The sequence below is a fragment of the Microbacterium sp. X-17 genome, from assembly GCF_039615055.1.
This window is the reverse complement of the sequence record NZ_JBDHNI010000001.1, coordinates 174,835-192,522: the sequence shown is the minus strand read 5'-3', so window position 1 is coordinate 192,522 and position 17,688 is coordinate 174,835. Positions and strand designations below refer to the sequence as shown.

General features: G+C 71.1%; 11 protein-coding genes. 8 read left to right on the top strand and 3 right to left on the bottom strand.

Annotation, left to right across the window (positions count from 1 at the left end; all coding sequences use genetic code 11):
* Nucleotides 1-55 precede the first annotated feature (55 nt).
* On the top strand, nucleotides 56-2,551 hold the full coding sequence (locus tag ABCS02_RS00880; RefSeq protein ID WP_345833723.1) for a right-handed parallel beta-helix repeat-containing protein: 2,496 nt from the start codon (nucleotides 56-58) through the stop codon (nucleotides 2,549-2,551).
* 73 nt (nucleotides 2,552-2,624) lie between these two features.
* Here ABCS02_RS00880 and ABCS02_RS00875 read toward each other — a convergent pair whose 3' ends face one another.
* Nucleotides 2,625-3,251: a hypothetical protein gene (locus ABCS02_RS00875; RefSeq protein ID WP_345833722.1), complete on the bottom strand. Its 627-nt coding sequence runs from the start codon at nucleotides 3,249-3,251 to the stop codon at nucleotides 2,625-2,627.
* Between the two features lie 115 nt (nucleotides 3,252-3,366).
* On the opposite strand from ABCS02_RS00875, the gene ABCS02_RS00870 reads away from it, so the two are divergent.
* The 6 genes from ABCS02_RS00870 (at nucleotide 3,367) to ABCS02_RS00845 (ending at nucleotide 11,053) form a co-directional block, all read left to right on the top strand.
* Complete coding sequence (locus ABCS02_RS00870; protein WP_345833721.1) at nucleotides 3,367-4,533, top strand: glycosyltransferase family 4 protein; 1,167 nt, start codon at nucleotides 3,367-3,369, stop codon at nucleotides 4,531-4,533.
* A 62-nt stretch (nucleotides 4,534-4,595) separates the two neighbouring features.
* On the top strand, nucleotides 4,596-6,191 hold the full coding sequence (locus ABCS02_RS00865) for a polysaccharide biosynthesis tyrosine autokinase (protein WP_345833720.1): 1,596 nt from the start codon (nucleotides 4,596-4,598) through the stop codon (nucleotides 6,189-6,191).
* A gap of 2 nt (nucleotides 6,192-6,193) precedes the next feature.
* The gene (locus ABCS02_RS00860) at nucleotides 6,194-7,279 is read left to right on the top strand and encodes a glycosyltransferase family 4 protein (RefSeq protein ID WP_345833719.1); all 1,086 of its coding nucleotides are present in this window, start codon (nucleotides 6,194-6,196) and stop codon (nucleotides 7,277-7,279) included.
* The gene (locus tag ABCS02_RS00855) at nucleotides 7,276-8,646 is read left to right on the top strand and encodes an oligosaccharide flippase family protein (protein WP_345833718.1); all 1,371 of its coding nucleotides are present in this window, start codon (nucleotides 7,276-7,278) and stop codon (nucleotides 8,644-8,646) included. The genes ABCS02_RS00860 and ABCS02_RS00855 overlap by 4 nt, the downstream gene beginning before the upstream one ends.
* A gap of 56 nt (nucleotides 8,647-8,702) precedes the next feature.
* A complete protein-coding gene (locus ABCS02_RS00850; protein ID WP_345833717.1) occupies nucleotides 8,703-10,001 on the top strand; it encodes a hypothetical protein in 1,299 nt (432 codons plus the stop codon).
* Nucleotides 9,998-11,053, top strand: a complete 1,056-nt coding sequence (locus ABCS02_RS00845; RefSeq protein ID WP_345833716.1) for a glycosyl transferase — start codon at nucleotides 9,998-10,000, stop codon at nucleotides 11,051-11,053. Before ABCS02_RS00850 ends, ABCS02_RS00845 begins: the two co-directional genes overlap by 4 nt.
* Here ABCS02_RS00845 and ABCS02_RS00840 read toward each other — a convergent pair.
* A complete protein-coding gene (locus tag ABCS02_RS00840; protein ID WP_345833715.1) occupies nucleotides 11,029-11,973 on the bottom strand; it encodes a glycosyltransferase family 2 protein in 945 nt (314 codons plus the stop codon). The two genes, ABCS02_RS00845 and ABCS02_RS00840, sit on opposite strands and share 25 nt — an antisense overlap.
* 1 nt (nucleotide 11,974) lies before the next feature.
* Here ABCS02_RS00840 and ABCS02_RS00835 point away from each other — a divergent pair, with 1 nt between their 5' ends.
* Nucleotides 11,975-12,943, top strand: a complete 969-nt coding sequence (locus tag ABCS02_RS00835; RefSeq protein ID WP_345833714.1) for a glycosyltransferase family 2 protein — start codon at nucleotides 11,975-11,977, stop codon at nucleotides 12,941-12,943.
* Here the strand turns inward: ABCS02_RS00835 and ABCS02_RS00830 are convergent.
* A complete protein-coding gene (locus tag ABCS02_RS00830; protein WP_345833713.1) occupies nucleotides 12,921-17,675 on the bottom strand; it encodes a PKD domain-containing protein in 4,755 nt (1,584 codons plus the stop codon). The genes ABCS02_RS00835 and ABCS02_RS00830 overlap by 23 nt on opposite strands.
* Nucleotides 17,676-17,688 lie beyond the last annotated feature (13 nt).

Sequence of the window (17,688 nt, the reverse complement as noted above, 5' to 3'; positions counted from 1 at the left end):
ATCCGAAAACAAGAACACACGACCACGCGCCAGGACGGCGGCGATCGCCGCCGCCGTGGCCGCTGCGATCGCCGTCCCCGCGGGGCTCGGCGTCGCTGCCGCCGTCGCCGCGCCCACCCCCCTCGTCTCCGACTCGTTCACCCGGACCGTGGGCGCGGGCTGGGGCACCGCCAACGCCGGTGGCGCGTACTCGCTGACCAACGCGCCCGCGAGCTCCGTCTCCGCCGGTGCGGGCGTCTTCACCTTCGCCAAGCCCGGCACCAGCGCGAGCTCCGTGCTGCGCTCGGTCTCGGCCTCCGACGTGACGTCCTCCGTGAAGTTCACCGCCCCTGTGCTCCCCACGAAGGGATCCGGCATCTCCGCCGCCCTCCAGGAGCGCGTCTCGGGCTCGAGCCGCTATGAGGCCGTGCTCCGCTTCACCGCCTCGAAGACGATCACTCTGCAGATCCGCCGGATCGACGGCTCGGCCGCCACGCAGATCGTCTCGGAGCGCCAGGTCGCCTCGAACGTGACCGCCGGCACCGCGTATACGCTCGACTTCGCCGCCACCGGCTCGTCGCCGGTCTCACTGAAGGCCCGCGTCACGCCCGCCGGTGCCACTCCCGGCGCCTGGCAGGCCTCCGGCACCGACTCGAGCGCGAAGCGCCTCAGCAGCGGAGCCCTCGGGGTCTGGTCGTACCTGTCCAAGAGCTCGACGGCGGCCAAGGTCGTCGTGGACGACCTGACGGCGACCTCCGGCGCCCCGTCCGCACCGGCGACGAGCACCCCCGCTCCGAGCACGCCGGCCACGACGCCCACGGCCACCCCGACCCCGTCGGCCACGCCGACCGCCACGCCGACCACCCCGGCCGCCCCCACGGCGCCGTCGACCCCGTCGACGCCGTCCGCTCCGTCCGGCCCCTCGAACGGTGTCTCGACGACCGGCGCCCGCCACGCGGTCGGCTCGGCCGCCATCGGCTCGACGAACTACGCCATCCCCTCGGGTGCGGTCTTCGCCTCGGCGACCGCCGGCTCCGGCGGCGACGGCAGCCAGTCCCGCCCGTTCGCCACGGCCCAGGCCGCGGTCAACGCGGCGCCGAGCGGCGCGACCGTCGTCCTGCGCGGCGGCTCGTACCACGAGACCGTGGCCGTGCCCTCGGGCAAGAAGCTGACCATCCAGAACTACCCCGGTGAGGCCGTCTGGTTCGACGGCAGCCAGAGCTGGGGCGGCTGGAGCGCGTCCGGGTCGACCTGGGTCTCCGGCGGCTACGGATACGCCTTCGACACCAGCCCGTCCTTCAGCGGCGGCCTGAGCGACGCGTCGCGCTACCTCTCCCCGTCGTACCCGATGGCGGCGACCCCCGACCAGGTGTTCATCGACGGCGTCTCGCAGCGCCAGGTCTCCTCGCGCTCTGCGGTGACGGCCGGCACGTTCTACGCCGACAAGACGGCCAAGCAGCTCGTGCTGGGCACCAACCCGAACGGGCACTCCGTGCGGGTCAGCACCCTCCAGCAGGCGATGACCATCCAGGGCGCCGGGACGACCGTTCGCGGCATCGGCTTCGAGCGCTACGCCGTCTCGGCGAAGCAGATGGGCGCCGTCACGGCCCAGGTCGACGGCATCACGCTGGAGAACCTGACGATCGTGGACAACGCGACCATCGGCCTCTACACCTGGGGCACGAACAACACCCTGCGCAACCTGACGATCGCTCGCAACGGGATGCTCGGCGCGGGGGCGAACGGCGCCTACGGCCTCCAGGCCAGCGAACTGCTCGTGGCGGACAACAACAGCGAGCACTTCAAGCAGGAGCCCGTCTCCGGCGGCTTCAAGATCACCCGCAGCCGCACCGTCTCGGTGACGAACAGCGCGTTCCTGCGCAACACGACGACCGGGCTGTGGCTCGACGAGTCGGTGTACGCCGCGACGATCGCCGGCAACGACTTCGTCTCCAACGGAGGCGACGGCATGGAGGCGGAGCTCTCAGCGCACGTCACCGTGGCGAACAACGTCGCCAGCGACAACACCGGCAACGGGATCCGGCTGTTCGACACCTCGGACAGCGCGATCTGGAACAACACCGCCGCGCGCAACAACCGGAACATCGCGCTGATGCAGGATTCCCGCCGCGAGACCGACCTTTCGGTGCCCGGCCACGACCCGAAGCGGCCGCAGCCGGACCCGACGTTCACGTGGGTGCTCGGCAACATCAGCATCTCGAACAATGTGCTGGCCGACGCGAAGGGCATCGCCCAGTTCACCGTGGAGGACCAGGCGCACGTCCTGTCCGCCGGCTCGATGAACCTGACGGTCAACGGCAACCTCTACCATCGGACGACGGCGGGCTCCCCCTCCGTGGACATCGACTGGCAGCTGACGCCGACCGCCATGAAGGGCTACGCGACCGCTGCCACGTTCGCCGCCGCGACCGGTCAGGACTCCGCGTCCCAGTCGGTCACCGGCACGAGCCCGCTGACCACGCAGACGCCCTCGGTGGCACGGCCGCTGCCGTCGTCCATCGCGAGCGTCCTCGGCCAGCCGACCGGCTCCGTGCACCTCGGCTCGTGGTGAGCCCACGGACCGACGGCTGAACCGAAACGCCTGATCCGAAGCCCCGTCTCCTCAGGGAGGCGGGGCTTCGTCGTCAGACGGGGACGCGCGAGTCCTCCCGCAGCAGCCGGGAGAGCTCCTCGGCCGCGAACGAGACGGCGTGAAGGACGTCGGCGTGCGACTTCGGCCCCTTGAGGTGGCCGTCGACGATGTCGAGCGGGTGGCCGTGCCGCCCGGAGCCGCCGAACCCTCTGCCCCGTCCGCTGCCCGGAGTGACGATCGTCGCGCGGAGGGTGTTGAGCCGCTCGACGGACGCGGGGAAGTCGAGAGGATCCGGTTCGCTCGCGCGCAGCCGCGCGGCGCCCTCCAGCAGGTAGGTCGCCTCCCGCAGCGTGAAGGTGCGCGGGCGGGCCGCGCTGGAGAGCTGGGCGACGATCGCGCGCTGGGCCGTGTCGGCGGTGAGGATGAGGTCCGCCGTGTCCACCAGCCCGGCGTCGAGCTGTCCCGCGCGCGAACGCTCGGCCACGTAGGACGGAATCCGCCGGACCGCGAGCTGCCGGACGGTGGACGCGCAGAGCTCGTGCTCGTCGCGCACCGCCGTCCCCGCGCTCAGCACTGTGAGCGTTCCAGGAAAGGATGACCGCAATCCCGCGTCGAGGATCGCCGCGGCCAGAGGCGAGCGGCACACGTTCGCGGTACAGACCACGACGATCACGGGCATGAGCACTCCTTTTTTGAAGATTGCTCAGTATTGTAGATCAACGTTACCCCCGAAGCACGCATGACGATAGAGTCGTCGGATTCCGCGTGTCCCTCCAGTGATCGCAGGAGACGAGATGGCCACCACCCGGCGACGATCGGTGCTCGTCGCGCACCCCAGCGCGGAGCTCTACGGATCCGACCGGGTGATGCTGGAGACGGTGTCAGCGCTCACTGCCCGCGGCGAGCGCGTGGTCGTGGTGACGCCGACCGATGGGCCGCTGCTGGCGGAGGCCCGCCGGCGCGGAGCCACCGCCGAGATCGTCGGGTTCCCTGTGCTCCGCAAGCGGCTGCTCTCCGCGTCGGGGCTGGCCCGACTCGCCGTCGCGCTGCCCACGGCGATCGTGCGCGCGATCCGGATGATCCGCCTGCACAGGGTCGACGCGGTCTACGTCAGCACGCTGACCATCCCGGTCTGGCTGGTCGCGGCCCGGCTGAGCGGCCGCGTGGCGGTGTGCCACGTCCACGAGGCCGAGGCGGCCGCACGTCCGATCATGAAGCGCGCCCTCTCGACCCCCCTGCTGCTCGCCCAGGCGATCGCCACGAACAGCGAGTTCAGCGCGGGGGTGCTCGCCGAGCCGTATCCTGCGCTCGGGGCGCGCACCACCGTGGTGCTCAACGCCGTCGACGGGCCCCCTGCCCCGACGCCGCCCCGCGGGACCCTGAGCGGTTCGGTCCGGCTCGCGTACGTCGGCCGGCTGTCGGAGCGCAAGGGCGTCGACCTCTGCGTGGCGGCCGTGAAGCTTCTCGCCGACCGCGGACGGGACGCCACGCTGGACATCGTCGGCGACGTCTTCGACGGCTACGAGTGGTTCGCCGTACAACTCCGGCAGTACGTCGCCGACAACGGGCTGGAGGAGCGCGTGCGCTTCCTCGGCTTCCGGCCGAGTGTGTGGGAAGAGCTCGACGCGGCGGACATCGCCCTGGTGCCCTCCCGGCTCGACGAGCCGTTCGGCAACACGGCCGTCGAGGCGGTGCTCGCCCGCAGGCCCGTCGTCGTCTCGGAGACCTCGGGACTGCGGGAGGCGGCGGCCGGCTATCCGTCGGCCGTCTTCGTCCGTCCCGGCGACGCCGAGGCCATCGCCGACGCGGTGGAGCGGATCGCGGACGACTGGGACACCTTCCGGCGCGACGCGGAGACCGCGCGCGACGACGCGGCCGAACGCCACTCCCGAGCACGCTACGACGACGCGATCCTGGCGGTGATCGATCGGGCCGACCCCCACGACGGGGGTCATTTTTGAGCTTTACTCAACAAGGCGGCGAGGCCTACGGTTAACGCACCCGACTGAGAGGACCACCTATCGTGGACCTGCATCAATACTTCACAGCGATCCGCAAGCGCTGGATAACGATCCTCGCTCTGACGCTCATCGGAGGCGCGCTCGGGTTCGCCATCTCCTCGCAGATCACGCCCGTGTACCGCTCGACCTCCAGCGTGTTCATCTCCGCCCGCCAGGGCGACAACACCTCCGAGCTGCTCCAGGGGTCGACTTTCGCCCAGAACGTCGTGCAGTCCTACGCCGCGCTCGCGACCACCGACAGCGTCCTCCGGCCCGCGATGGACGCCGTCGGCTTCACCGGGCCCACCGGCGCGTTCGCCTCGAAGATCAGCGCGGACACCCCGATCAACACGGTGATCATCAACATCTCCGCCGACGACCCCGACCCGGCGATGGCCCAGAAGATGGCCGGAGCGGTGACCAGCTCGCTCGCACAGGCCATCAGCGCGATCGCCCCGGTGACGACCAACCATCAGCCCGCGATCACGACGTCCGTCATCGCGCCGGCGACGCTGCCGAAGGTGCCCATCTCACCGAACAGGACGCTCGCGATAGTCCTCGGCGCCGGAGCCGGCCTCGCCCTCGGGCTGATCTACGCCGTCACCCGCCAGCTGCTCGACACGCGTGTGCGCACGAGCCAGGACATCCAGAACATCGCCGAACTGCCGGTGCTTGGCCGCATCCCGCGCGGCCGGCGCCGCACCGACCCACTGGCCGTCCTCGCGTCACCGGGGTCCGCGGAGGCGGAGTCCTACCGCGGGCTGGTCTCCAATCTGGAGTTCGCGGATCTCGACCGGTCGATCCGGGTCGTGGTCGTCTCCTCCCCCTCCGTCGACGACGGCAAGAGCACCGTGTCGATCAACCTCGCGCTCGCGATGGCGGAGCGCGTGGGGCGCGTGCTGCTGGTGGACGCCGACCTCCGCCGGCCCTCCGTGGCCGCCCTCTGCCAGATCGAGGGCTCGGTCGGGCTCACCTCTGTGCTCGTCGGACGTGCCTCGCTCTCCGAGGCCGTGCAGCAGTGGGGCGCCCCGAACCTCGACGTGCTGGCCGCCGGAACGATCCCGTCCAACCCGAGCCAGCTCCTGAGCTCCGCCGCCTTTTCGGACCTGGTGCGGACGATGGCGGCCGAGTACGACTTCGTGGTCTTCGACTCCGTGCCGCTGCTCACGGTGACGGACACGCTGCCGCTGTCCCGCCTGACGGACGGCGCCCTCGTCACCGTCCGCTACAACGGGACGACGCGGCACGACCTCCAGCTCGCCCTGGAGTCGCTGGAGCGGGTCAACGCCCCTGTGCTCGGCGTCGTGCTCAACTTCGTCCCCGCTGCCCCGCGGAGCCCCTACAACGCCTACGTCACACCCGCTGCGAACGTCTCCCGGTCGACATCCGCGGCCCGGCGGGCGGCCAACTCGGTGCGCACCGATCGCGCGGTGGGCTGGCGCGCGCAGGACGCGCCGCCTCCCGTCGCGGAGAGCATGCGCCCCACCGAGGCGCGCTCTGCCGCCCGGGAGCCGGAGCCGCCGTCCGACCGACGACGCGACACCGTCCCGGACGACGAGCCCACGGCGGACGACAACGTCGTGCCGGCGGAGAACGCGGTGCGATCCGGGCGTGATTGACCATGACCGCCAACCGGACCGCACATCGCGACGTGCGGCTGTATGAAGTGGTCCGATCGGCGCACCTCGAGCGCGCGCACGACTTCGAGCCGGCGACGATCATCTATCGCGACCGACGCTACGACTACGACGCGTCGCTCGAGCCCGGCCTCGACCTGACCCAGGCGGGCGACCTGACGGCGGCGCGCATCATCGCCCGCTCGCACGTCGCGACCCTGGAGGTCAACGAACCGCTGATGCTCTCCGCGGCACGGCGCACCGCGCTCTCGGTGGCCGCCGTTCGGACGGTCGACCTGCTGCGCGGAGGCCACACCTCGATCGTGAGCTACGCCATCGAGAACCTCGAGCCGCCGCAGCCGGCCGGATCGCGCGGGCGCCTCGGCCGCTGGGGCCGGATGCGGCTCGCCCGCTACGTCCACCGCAACATCGACAGGCTCGCGTTCGGCACCGACGCGTCGTGGGACCTCTACCACGACACGTTCGCGCCCGGCCGGCGCCAATCGACGCGCATCATCCCCGCCCTCCCCTCGCCGGCCGACGGCGCCCCCACCGAGCCGCGCGAGCCCGTCGTCGGCTTCCTCGGCGCGTTCGACGAGCGCAAGGGGCTCATGGAGTTGCTCGCGGCCTGGCCCCTGGTTCGTGCCGCGCGCCCGTCGGCCCGTCTCGTGCTTCTGGGGAAGGGCCCCCTGCAGGACCTCGCGGAGGAGGCCGCCGCAGGCGACCCGTCGATCACGCTGACGATCGACCCGCCGCGGTCGGCCATCCCCGAGGCGCTCCGGTCGATCAAGGCGCTCGCGCTGCCGTCGCAGCCCCGCGCACGCTGGCGCGAGCAGGTCGGCCTCCCGATCGTCGAGGGCCTCGCCAATGGCTGCGTGATCGTCACGACCCGCGAGAGCGGCCTCAGCTCGTGGCTGGTGACGGAGGGCCATCACGTGGTCGCGTCGGACGCCGGCGTCGAGACGCTCGCCGCCGCACTGATCGCGGCGCTCGACGACCCCCGCACACCGGAGGACGTCCTCCGATCGCTTCCCCCCGTGGACGGCCGACGGGCGGCCGACCAGTGGCTGTTCGAGCGCGCCACCGCATGAGGCGCGGGCTCGGCGTCTCCCGCGCGGTGTCCTCCACGGCGCTGACGAAGGTGCTTGTGATGGGCGCCTCCGGGCTCATCGGCATCTTCACGAGCCGCCTGATCATCACGCACTTCGGCACGGACGCCTACGCGCAGTACGGCCTCCTCTCGACGCTCTCGACACTGCTCCCCTTCGCCGACCTCGGCATGGCCGCCGTCGTGATCAACGCCATCGCCGGATCGTCGGAGCCGCGGACGGACCCGATGGTGCGGCGGTCGATCACCACCGCCCTGCGCATCCTCATCGTCGCGGGCGGGATCATCGCGCTCGTCGCCCTCGCGATCACGCTGCTGGGCTGGTGGCCGGCCATCCTCGGCTCCGGGCTCACGCCGGGCTCCGGGAGCATCGCGGCGTTCCTCTGCCTGGCGGTGTTCGGGATCACCCTGCCCCTGACCGTCGGCCAGCGCATCCTGGTCGGGCTCGACAAGACCACCCTTCAGACCGCGACCCAGTTCGTGGTCGCGCCGTTCATGTTCCTCTCCATCGCCGTGCTGATCGTGCTGGCCGTCCCCGCGGACAGCTTCCTCGCCGTACTCTCGTACATCGCAGGGGGCCTGGTCTCGGTGATCTGCCTGGTCCTGGCCGCGCGCTCGCTGCACCCGCAGGTCGGCGCCGCGTTCCGCGCCGTCCCGCGGGTCCGGCGCGAGCCCAACGTGGCCGCCTTCGGGCTCGCCTGGCCGATGCTGGCGCAGATGCTCGCCCTCCCGATCGCGATGCAGACCGACCGGCTGCTGCTCAGCCACCTCACGCACGGCACCGAGCTGGCGCAGTACAACCTGGCGACGCAGCTCTACGGGATGATCCTGCAGACGATCGCCGCGGCCGGGGTCGCGTTCTGGCCCCTCTACGCTCGCGCACGCTCGGCCGCGCGTGTGGAGTCCCCCTTCCGGCCGACCCTGGTCTTCACCGCGGGCGGCCTGGTCGTGGCGCTGCTCCTCACCGCGGTGCTGCCCTGGGTCACCCAGTTCGTCTCGAGCGGCAAGCTCACGCTCGACGGCTGGCTGGTCGGCGGGTACATCGCCTTCGTCGCCGTCCAGGCCGCGAAGTACCCGATCGGGATGTACATGACCGATCGACGCGGACTGACCTTCCAGGTGCTGCCGATCCTCATCATGGTGCCGATCAACCTCGGGATCTCGTGGTGGCTGACCCTCGCGATCGGCGCAGGCGGCCCGATCATCGGCTCGGCCGTCGCCGTGCTGCTCTGCCAGGTGATCCCGAACCTCTGGTACGTCCGGCGCGACCTCGCCCGGAGGCGGGCGGAGGCCGACGCCGTGCCGGAGGAGCCCGCCGCAGACGACGCCCTGCCCAGGATGGGGGACTAGGACCCGCTCCCACTTGATGAGATAATCTCACAATATAGGTCGAAAGGACTCGCCCGATGGCCTTCGCGAACCCGTCTCCGCTGCGCCTCACCGCGCCCGCGAGCGCACGCGCGGCGCGGAAGGGCGGCGCGACGGGCACGCACGACACCGCGACGGCCATCGGCCGCGCGGTCGCCGCCATCGCCCTGGTCATCATCGGGGCCCGCATCCAGCTCCCCCAGGGCCTGACCGCCGGCTACCTCGTGGCCACTCTGCTCATCCCGGTGTGGGCGCCTGTCCTGCGGCGATTCCACGGCGGCGTCCTGCTGACGGTCCTCGGCCTCGCTGCCGCGGTGAACGGGATGCTCCTGACCGACCTCGCGAACGGAACCGCCCACACGGGCAACGGCCTCATGCTCCAGAACACGTTCGTGCTCGTCGGCACGATGCTCACGATCGGCGTCGTGCTCTGGGCACGCACGCTGATGCCCATCTGGGCCGTCGGCCTGCTCTTCGGCATCGGGCTCGTCCTGGGGATCGACCCGCACGGCATCCTCGCCGGCGGCAACCCGTGGAAGTTCGTCTTCGCCGTCCCGGTGACCATCGTCGCGCTGAGCCTCGCCACCATCCGGCGCAGCCGGCCCCTCGAACTCGTGATGCTCGTCGCACTCTCGGGGCTGTCGATGGTCAGCGACGCCCGGAGCGGCTTCGCGATCCTCCTGCTCACCGCGGTGCTCGTCGTCTGGCAGATGCGGCCGGCGGCGACGACCAGACGCGCGTCGACGGCGCGCGTGATCCTCGGCCTGCTTGTGATCTCGGCGATCGCGTACAACGTCGGCCAGTCGCTCATCGTGGACGGAGCGCTCGGCCAGGCGACCCAGCAACGGACGATCACCCAGATCGACACCTCCGGGTCGCTGATCCTGGGCGGCCGCCCCGAGCTCGCCGCCACCACCGCCCTCATGCAGCACTATCCCTTCGGATTCGGATCAGGCGTGTACGCGGACTCGACGCAGATCCTGGTCGCGAAGCAGGGCATGTACTCGATCAACTACGCCCCCAACAACGGCTACGTCGACAACTTCATGTTCGGGACCGGCTTCGAGCTGCACTCCATGATCGGGGACCTCTGGGCCGGCTACGGCGTCGCGGGCCTCGCCCTCGCGGTCGCGCTGCTCTGGTACACGCTGCGCGGGCTCGGCCACACCATCGCGCAGCGCACCGCCAGCGCGCTCCTCATCTACCTCGCCGTGCGCACGCTGTGGTCGCTGTTCTTCGGGCCGTGGTATTCGTCGGTCACCCTGCTCACCCTCCTGATCGGGATCGCGCTGATCCCACGCGCGTCCGCGGACGAGCAGAGGGGCGTTCTGCCATGACCGCCCGGCCCTTGGTCGTGCTGCAGTCGTTCCCGGACCCGCGGCCCACCACCAACCCCTACATCGTCATGCTCGCGGAGGCCATCCGGCGCCAACCGGACGTCGTGCTCCGGACCTTCTCCTGGCGAAACGCCCTGCTGACCCGGTACGACGTCATCCATCTGCACTGGCCGGAGATCCTGCTCGAGGGCCGTACGCCCTTGCGCGCCCTCGTGCGGCAGCTCCTCGCGGCCGTCCTGCTGCTGCGGATCGCCCTCCTGCGCACGCCCGTCGTGCGTACGGTGCACAACCTGGAGCTTCCGGACGGGATCGGTCGCCTGCAGCGCTTCCTGCTCGCCCGGTTCGACCGGGCGACGACGCTGCGGATCGTGCTCAACGAGCAGACCCCCGTGCCGCCGGGGACGGAGACCGTGACAATCCTGCATGGCCACTACCGCGACTGGTTCCGCGATGTGCCGCGACGACAGCAGGTCGACGGGCGGCTGGCGTACTTCGGCCTCATCCGCCGCTACAAGAACGTCCAGGCCCTGGTCAGCGCCTTCTCGGGCATGCCTCCGGACGCCAGCCTGCAGGTCGGCGGACGGCCGTCGACACCCGAGCTCGCCGCGGAGATCGCGGGGCTCGCGGGCGACGACGAGCGGATCGGCCTCACGCTGGAGTTCCTCAGCGACGAGCAGCTCGTCGGGATCGCCTCGGCGGCCCAGCTCGTCGTCCTCCCGTACCGCGAGATGCACAACTCGGGAGGGACGCTCGCGGCCCTCTCCCTCGACCGGCCCGTGCTGGTCCCCGACAACGAGGTCAACCGGGCGCTCGCCCGCGAGGTCGGCGACCGGTGGGTGCGACGCTACGCCGGCGCACTGACGACCGAGACGCTCGACCAGACGCTCGCCGACCTGCGCGCGGAGCCCCCGCCACGCCGCCCCGACCTCTCGGCCCGGGAGTGGTCGACGGTGGGCGCGGCCCACGTCGACGCCTACCGCCGCGCGCTGGAGCCCGCGTCCGCGCGCTCCGCGGCCGCCTCGGCGCCTCAGCCGCGCCGGTACTCCTGGTAGCCGTAGCCGAAGGCGCCGGAGACCATCCCGAGGCCGCGCGCGATCGTGCGCGCCCCTCTGGCCCGGTGGCGTAGCGACCGCAGGACGATGCCGGCCGCCACCCGCAGGCAGCCCAGTGCGACGCGCGCCGTACCGGAGGCCGTGGACGAGCAGAACGCGATCAGCCGCTCGGCGGGCGTGCGCGCGAGCTTGGCGGACGTCGCCGACCAGCTGTTGCCGCTGCTGAACGCGCGCAGCATCACCCAGCGGTGCGTGACGCGCGCGGCGGGCACGACGTCGACCACCATCGCCTCGGCGCACCAGACGATGCGCCCTCCCGCCCTGACCAGCTCGCGCGTGAACATGGTGTCGTCGCCGCCGGTGATGCCGAAGTCGAGGTCGAAGCGGAGGCCGTGCTCCCGGACGAAGTCGAGCCGGAGGAGGAGGTTGTTCGTCGCGGCGACCGCGACCTCCGTGCCGGTCGCCAGGCGACGGCGGACGAAGAAGCCGCCGGCCTCCGTCCATGCGTCGGGGACGACCTCGAAGGTCGAGGTCACCGGGCCGACGACGGCCTCCGCACCGGTGGTCCGCCAGGTCTCCAGGAGCGCCGTGAGCCAGCCGGGCTCCGGACGCTCGTCGTCGTCGATGAAGATCAGCACGTCGTCGTCGGCCGCGGCCGCGAGCGCGCGATTGCGCGCGGCGGAGATCCCCGGCGTCCGCTCGACGACGTAGTCGACGCGCACGTCGAGCTGCCGGGCGAGCTCCCCGACGGCCGCCTCGGCGCTGCCGTCGGGGTCGTTGTCGACCACCTGGACGCGCACCTCGACCCCCGTGTCCGCGACCTCGGCCGCCTCCCGCGCGAGCACGGGCAAGATCGCCCGGATGTCGGTGGGCCGGCGGAAGGTGAGCACAGCGAGGACGATGTGGTGCACGATTGTCATCATGGCAGCCTCAGGCCTTCCCAGCGAGCTCGACGGGCTCGCCATCGTCGTCGTGAACTACGGGTCGTCCACTCTCCTCGCCCGTACGCTGGGCACCGTCGCGGCCGCGCTCCCCGAGGCCGTCGTCGTGGTCGTGGACAACTTCTCTACGCGCGACGAACTCGCGGCCCTGCGCTCGCTGGCCGCCGCGCACAGTTGGGACGTGGTCGCGTTCGCCCAGAACGTCGGCTTCGGCACCGGGATGAACGCGGGCGTCGCGCGTGCCCGGGAGCTCGGCGCGCGCCGCTTCCTGCTGATCAATCCGGACGCCACCATCGATCGCGCGAGCGTCGAGGCACTGGCCGCGCGCTCCGCCGCCGAGCCGCTCGCACTGCTCTCGCCCGTGGTCCGGCGCTCGGACGGCTCGCCCTGGTCGGTCGGCGCCGACGTCTACCTGAAGGACGGTCGCATCCGCTCCGCCGCTCGCCGCGGCACCGTGGAGGGCGACCGGCTGCCGTGGCTGAGCGGCGCATGCCTGTTCGTCACCGCGGAGCTCTGGGACGCCGTCGGCGGGTTCGCCGACGAGTACTTCCTCTACTGGGAGGACGTCGACCTGTCGCTCCGCGTCACCCGCGCCGGCGGCACGCTGTCGCTGGTCGAGGAGGCCACGGCCGTCCACGACGAGGGCGGCACCCAGGGCACGGACGGGTCCCGCTCCGGCGCCCGCAAGTCGGCGACGTATTACTACTACAACATCCGGAACCGGCTGCTGTTCGCGGCCAGGAACCTGCCGCCGGAGACCGTCCGCGCGTGGCGGCGCGCCACCCTCCCCGTCGCGTGGGAGGTGCTGCTGCAGGGCGGCCGCCGGCAGTTCCTGACCTCGACCGAGGCCGTACGCGCCGGATGGCGGGGAGCCCGGGACGGCCTTCGCCTGTCCCGCACTCCCCGCCATCCTGACCGTCCGAGGACTACTGAGCCGACTTCGCGCTGAAGTTGTCCACGGTGATGTTGGTCGTCGGATCCGTCGCCGAGGCGGAGACGTAGGCGACGACGCCGACGCTTCCGGCCGGCTGCATGGCGGCCGTGGTGCTGGTGGCCGTCACCTGCCAGGTCGCCGGCTCGGCCTGCGACGCGTCCCAGACCTTGGCGTTCATCGTCGTGGTGGTCCCGTCGCCGACCGTCGTCATCCGGACGTTGAGCACCATGCCCGGCGTCCAGGTGAGCCCGGCGACGTTGAGCGCCTTCAGCGTGGTCCCGCCCTCCAGGATCTGGATCTGGACGGCGCCGCCGGCCTTGACCCAGGCCCGGCCGTAGAACGCCGTGCTGCCGACCTGCCGGCCGATGAGCCCGACGTACTGGCCGCCGCCGGTCGCCGCCCTGTCGACGGTGAAGGACGCCTGAACGTCCGACGCCGCCGAGGAGACCGCGCCCAGTCGCTCGGTGCGCGTCATGCCCACCGGTACCGCGATGGACCCGACGCCGTTGCCGACGGAGAAGTTCGCCGCCGTCCCGGTCGCGGTCCAGGCGCCGCCGGTGTCCGCCGTGCCCCAGCCGTTCGCCACGGTCCTGCCGAAGGCGTCCGCGGCGAGCACGGCGCCCGTGGTGGCGGTGACGACGACCTGCTTGGCCGTCGTGCCCGTCGCCGACTGGTTGTCGGTGACCACCAGGGTGATCGTGTACGTCCCGGCCGCCGCGTAGGTGTGCGACGCCGTCGCCCCTGCCGCGGTCGCCCCGTCGCCGAAGTCCCACGCGTACGAGGCGATGGTGCCGTCCGGGTCGCTGGAGGTCGAACCGTCCACGCTCACCGCGAGCCCGGTGGCGGACGACGTGAACGCCGCCGTCGGGGCCACGTTGGCCTTGGCCACCGTCACCTGCTGGCTCGTGGTGCCCGTCGCCGACTGGTTGTCGGTGACCACCAGCGTGACCGTGTACGTCCCGGCCGCCGCGTAGGTGTGCGACGCCGTCGCCCCTGTCGCGGTCGCTCCGTCGCCGAAGTTCCACGCGTAGGAGGCGATCGTGCCGTCCGGGTCGCTCGAGGTCGAACCGTCCACGCTCAGCGCGAGGCCGTTGGCGGACGTCGTGAACGCCGCAGTCGGAGGCTGGTTCGGCGGTGTCACCGTCACCTGCTTCGTCGAGCCGGTGCTCGCGTTGCTGTTGTCCGTCGTCGTCAGCGTGATCGTGTAGGTCCCGCCCGCCGCGTAGGTGTGCGACGCGGTGACGCCGGTTCCGGTGGAGCCGTCACCCCAGTCCCACGCGTAGCCGATGATCGTGCCGTCCGGGTCGGTCGACGCCGAGGCGTCGGTGCTGACCGAGAGGTTCGTCGGCGTCACCGTGAAGGACGATGTCGGCGGCTGGTTCGGGATGGGCGCCACCGTCACCGACTGGGACGACGTGCCCGTCGCTCCGCCGTTGTCGGTGACCGTGAGCGTGACCGCGTAAGTCCCGGCCGTGGCGTAGGTGTGGCTGGACGTGACACCGGTCGAGGTCGCGCCGTCTCCCCAGTTCCACGAGTACGAGGCGATCGTGCCGTCCGCGTCGGTCGATGCGGACGCGTCCACCGAAGCGATCAGCCCCGACGAGGTCGCCGTGAAGGAGGCCGTCGGCGGTTGGTTCACCGTGTTGCCGGTCGTGCCGAGCGAGTAGTGGTTCGCCACCGCGCCCGCCGAGAGCTCCGTCGAGTAGACGGCGACCTCGTCGAGCGTGCCCTTGAAGTACGGGCTGTTGGATCCCCACGTGTTGTCGCCGCCGATCCGCCAGTAGCCGCTGTAGCTCTGCGCCTGCGTCTGCGGGTTGGTCCCGACCGCGACTCCGTCGACGTACAGCACCATGCCGTCCGACGCCTGGGTGGCCACCACGTAGTGCCACTTGTTGTCGTTCAGCGGGTTCGGCGAGGTGATGGTGTTCGCCTGCCCTGTCCACGTGCCGAAGACGAGCCTGCCGTCGTTCTGCATGTAGACGTGCCGGTCGTAGTTGCTCGACAGCCCGGTCTGCGCGTCACCGAATCCGATCAGCTTGCCGCCGTTGGTCGTGTTCGTCTTGAACCACGCCTCGAGCGAGTAGGTCGTCGGGTTGGAGACCTGCTGGTTGCTGACCGCGATGCCGGTGTTCCCGTTGAAGGCCGTGGCCGCGTTGGAGACACCGAACAGCGCACCCGTCTGGTTGTGGGTGTAACCGCCCCGGTAGGTTCCCGTCTGGCCGTAGGCGCCCGAGTCCGCCGCAGTCGACCCGGTGTCGGCGAGACGCCAGTACAGGTCGGGGTCGCTCTGGCGCACTGAGGCTCCATACGCGTCAGCGGGGACCGGCGGGATGTTGAGCGTGTAGCCGGCCGCCTGGTAGCTCGCGGAGACCTGCGACTTGCTCAGCACCGACTGGTAGATGGCGACTTGCGAGATGGTGCCGGCGAAGTAGTTGCTCGACGGCTGGCTGTTCCAGCCGTTGAGGTTGTCTCCGCCGACCCGCCAGTAGCCGTTGTACGCCTGACCGGTCGTGACATCCGTCCGGGACGCCACCCGCAGCCCGTCGACGTAGAGGACCATGCCTCCGCTGCCGAGGGTCGCGGTGATCTGGTGCCACTGCCCGTCGTTCAGCGACGTCGGGGTGCTCAGCGTCTGCACGCTGCCCGGGTACACACCGAAGTACACCCGGCCGTTGTTGGCCATGTAGATGTGCCGGTCGTAGCTGGACGAGTTGCCGGTCGACTGGTTGCCGAAGCCGAGGATCTTGCCGCCCTGGGTGGTGGTGGTCTTGATCCAGGCCTGCGCGGTGAACGTGTTCGGTCCGTCCTCGTTGGAGGGTGCCGGGAAGAACCCGTCGGACTGGCCGTCGAAGACCGCAGCGGTCGTGCTGTCCGGGTTCAGCGGGCCGGTGCCGGAGCGGGTGACACCCGTGTTCAGCGTCGCGTCGTTGCCGTTCGCCCAGTCGTAGGCGTTCGTGCCCGAGCCCTCGTTGAGCGGCCAGTAGTACTCCGGGCTGTTGCCCAGCGTGTTGGACGCGTACGGGGTCATCGACCCGGAGCTCGCGATCGTCACCGACACCGACGGGCCCATCACCGAGTTGCCGTTGGGATCCGTCGCCCTGATCCGGTAGGTCTGCGTCGTTCCCGGCGTCTGCCCGGTATCGGTGAAGACGATGGATTTGGGTTGCCAGAACGGCGTCGTCACCTGGGTCGTGTAGATCGGGTGACCTGTCGCCTGCCCGCGGATCACGTCGTACGTCAGGGTCTCGTTGTCCGGGTCCCAATTCGTCTTGAAGGCGATGCGCGCCGTGCCCGCCGTGAGGGAGATCACGTTCGGGGTGTAGGAGGCCGCGGGGATCTGCGGGCCGATCTTCAGCGGAGCCACGGACGGCATGGCGAACCGCACCAGACCCTGCTGCTGTTTGCCCTGCACCTGGGTGAACTCGCCGCCGAGGATGAGGTAGTTGCCGGACGACTCGTTGCTCCACGGCCCCTGGCTCTGACCGGTGTACGAGCCGACGTTGACGTCGGGGTACCAGTTCAGGAGGTCGGGCCGCGGGTTGCCCGCGTAGTTGTAGTACCCGTACGGGTCGGCCGTGATCGTGCCGCGGACGTCCGTGGTGAAGGCCAATGCGCGGTGGAAGGTCCACGTCGGGCTGGTCTGCGGGAAGCCGCCGATGTTGCCGCAGTAGTGCGGGTGGCCGACGGCGTACTCCACGCCTTGGAGGACGGTCACGTCGTAGGTGTCGCCGTGGCAGTCCTCGACCCAGACCAGGTCGCCGTTCGTCCAGTCGGCCCGGAAGGAGCCTTCCAGGTTGCCGCCCTGGCCGAAGACGTAGCCGGAGCCGTAGAGCCCGGACGCGTCGGCGTGCAGGCTCTCGATGGCCGCCTGCGTGCCGCCGTTGCGGATGAGGCCGTTGACGTTCCAGGGCAGCATGGTCGCGGTGTCCGGCGTGAGTGCGGCGAGGCCGTACCCGGGGTTGGACGATCCGTTGACCGAGGTGAAGTCGCCGCCGATGACGACCTTCGAGCCGTCCGGCGACATCACGATGTGCTGGGCCGTGCCGCCGGCGACCGTCGGCGCCCAGGGCAGGATCGCGCCGTTGGTCGCCGAGAACGCGGCGGCGTAGGTGCGTGCCTGGTTGCCCGCGGAGCTGAACGCGCCGACCGCGTAGACGGTGCTGTTCGTGGCGACGATGCCGTTGACGGTCGCGTTGATCACCGGGACGAAGCTGGTGATGAGCGCGCCCGTCGCCGTGTTGAACGCCGCGAGCCGGTACCTGGTCGCCCCGCCGATGGTCGTGAACGAGCCGCCGACGTAGAGGCGGGTGCCGTCGGGCGAGACGGCGAGCGCCTTGACCTGCGCGTTCGGCCCGGGGTTGAACGAGGTGTTCAGCGCGCCCGTGGTCAGGTCGAAGGCGAGCATGTTTGCGCGCGGGGTCAGGTTGGTCCCCGACGCGGAGCCGGCCGGCCGCGCGTTCGCGAACTGGCCGCCGACGTAGACGGTGTTGCCCACGACCTGCTCCACCCAGGCCACGCCGTCCATCTGGACGGTGGGGAGGGGATCGGCACTCACGGTCTGGGGGACGCCGGGCGGTGGCGCGGTGTCGGCCAGCGCAGGCTGGGTGACGACGAGGGAGGCCATGATCGTCGCGACTGCGGCGATGAGGCCGACCGCCGCGGCGCGGAGCGCTCTGCTCCGGCGCGGTCGATCCACCGGCTCCGGTGAGGTCCCGCTCCTGGCGGGAGGTTCGTGCGATGCAGTCACGATTTCATCCTGT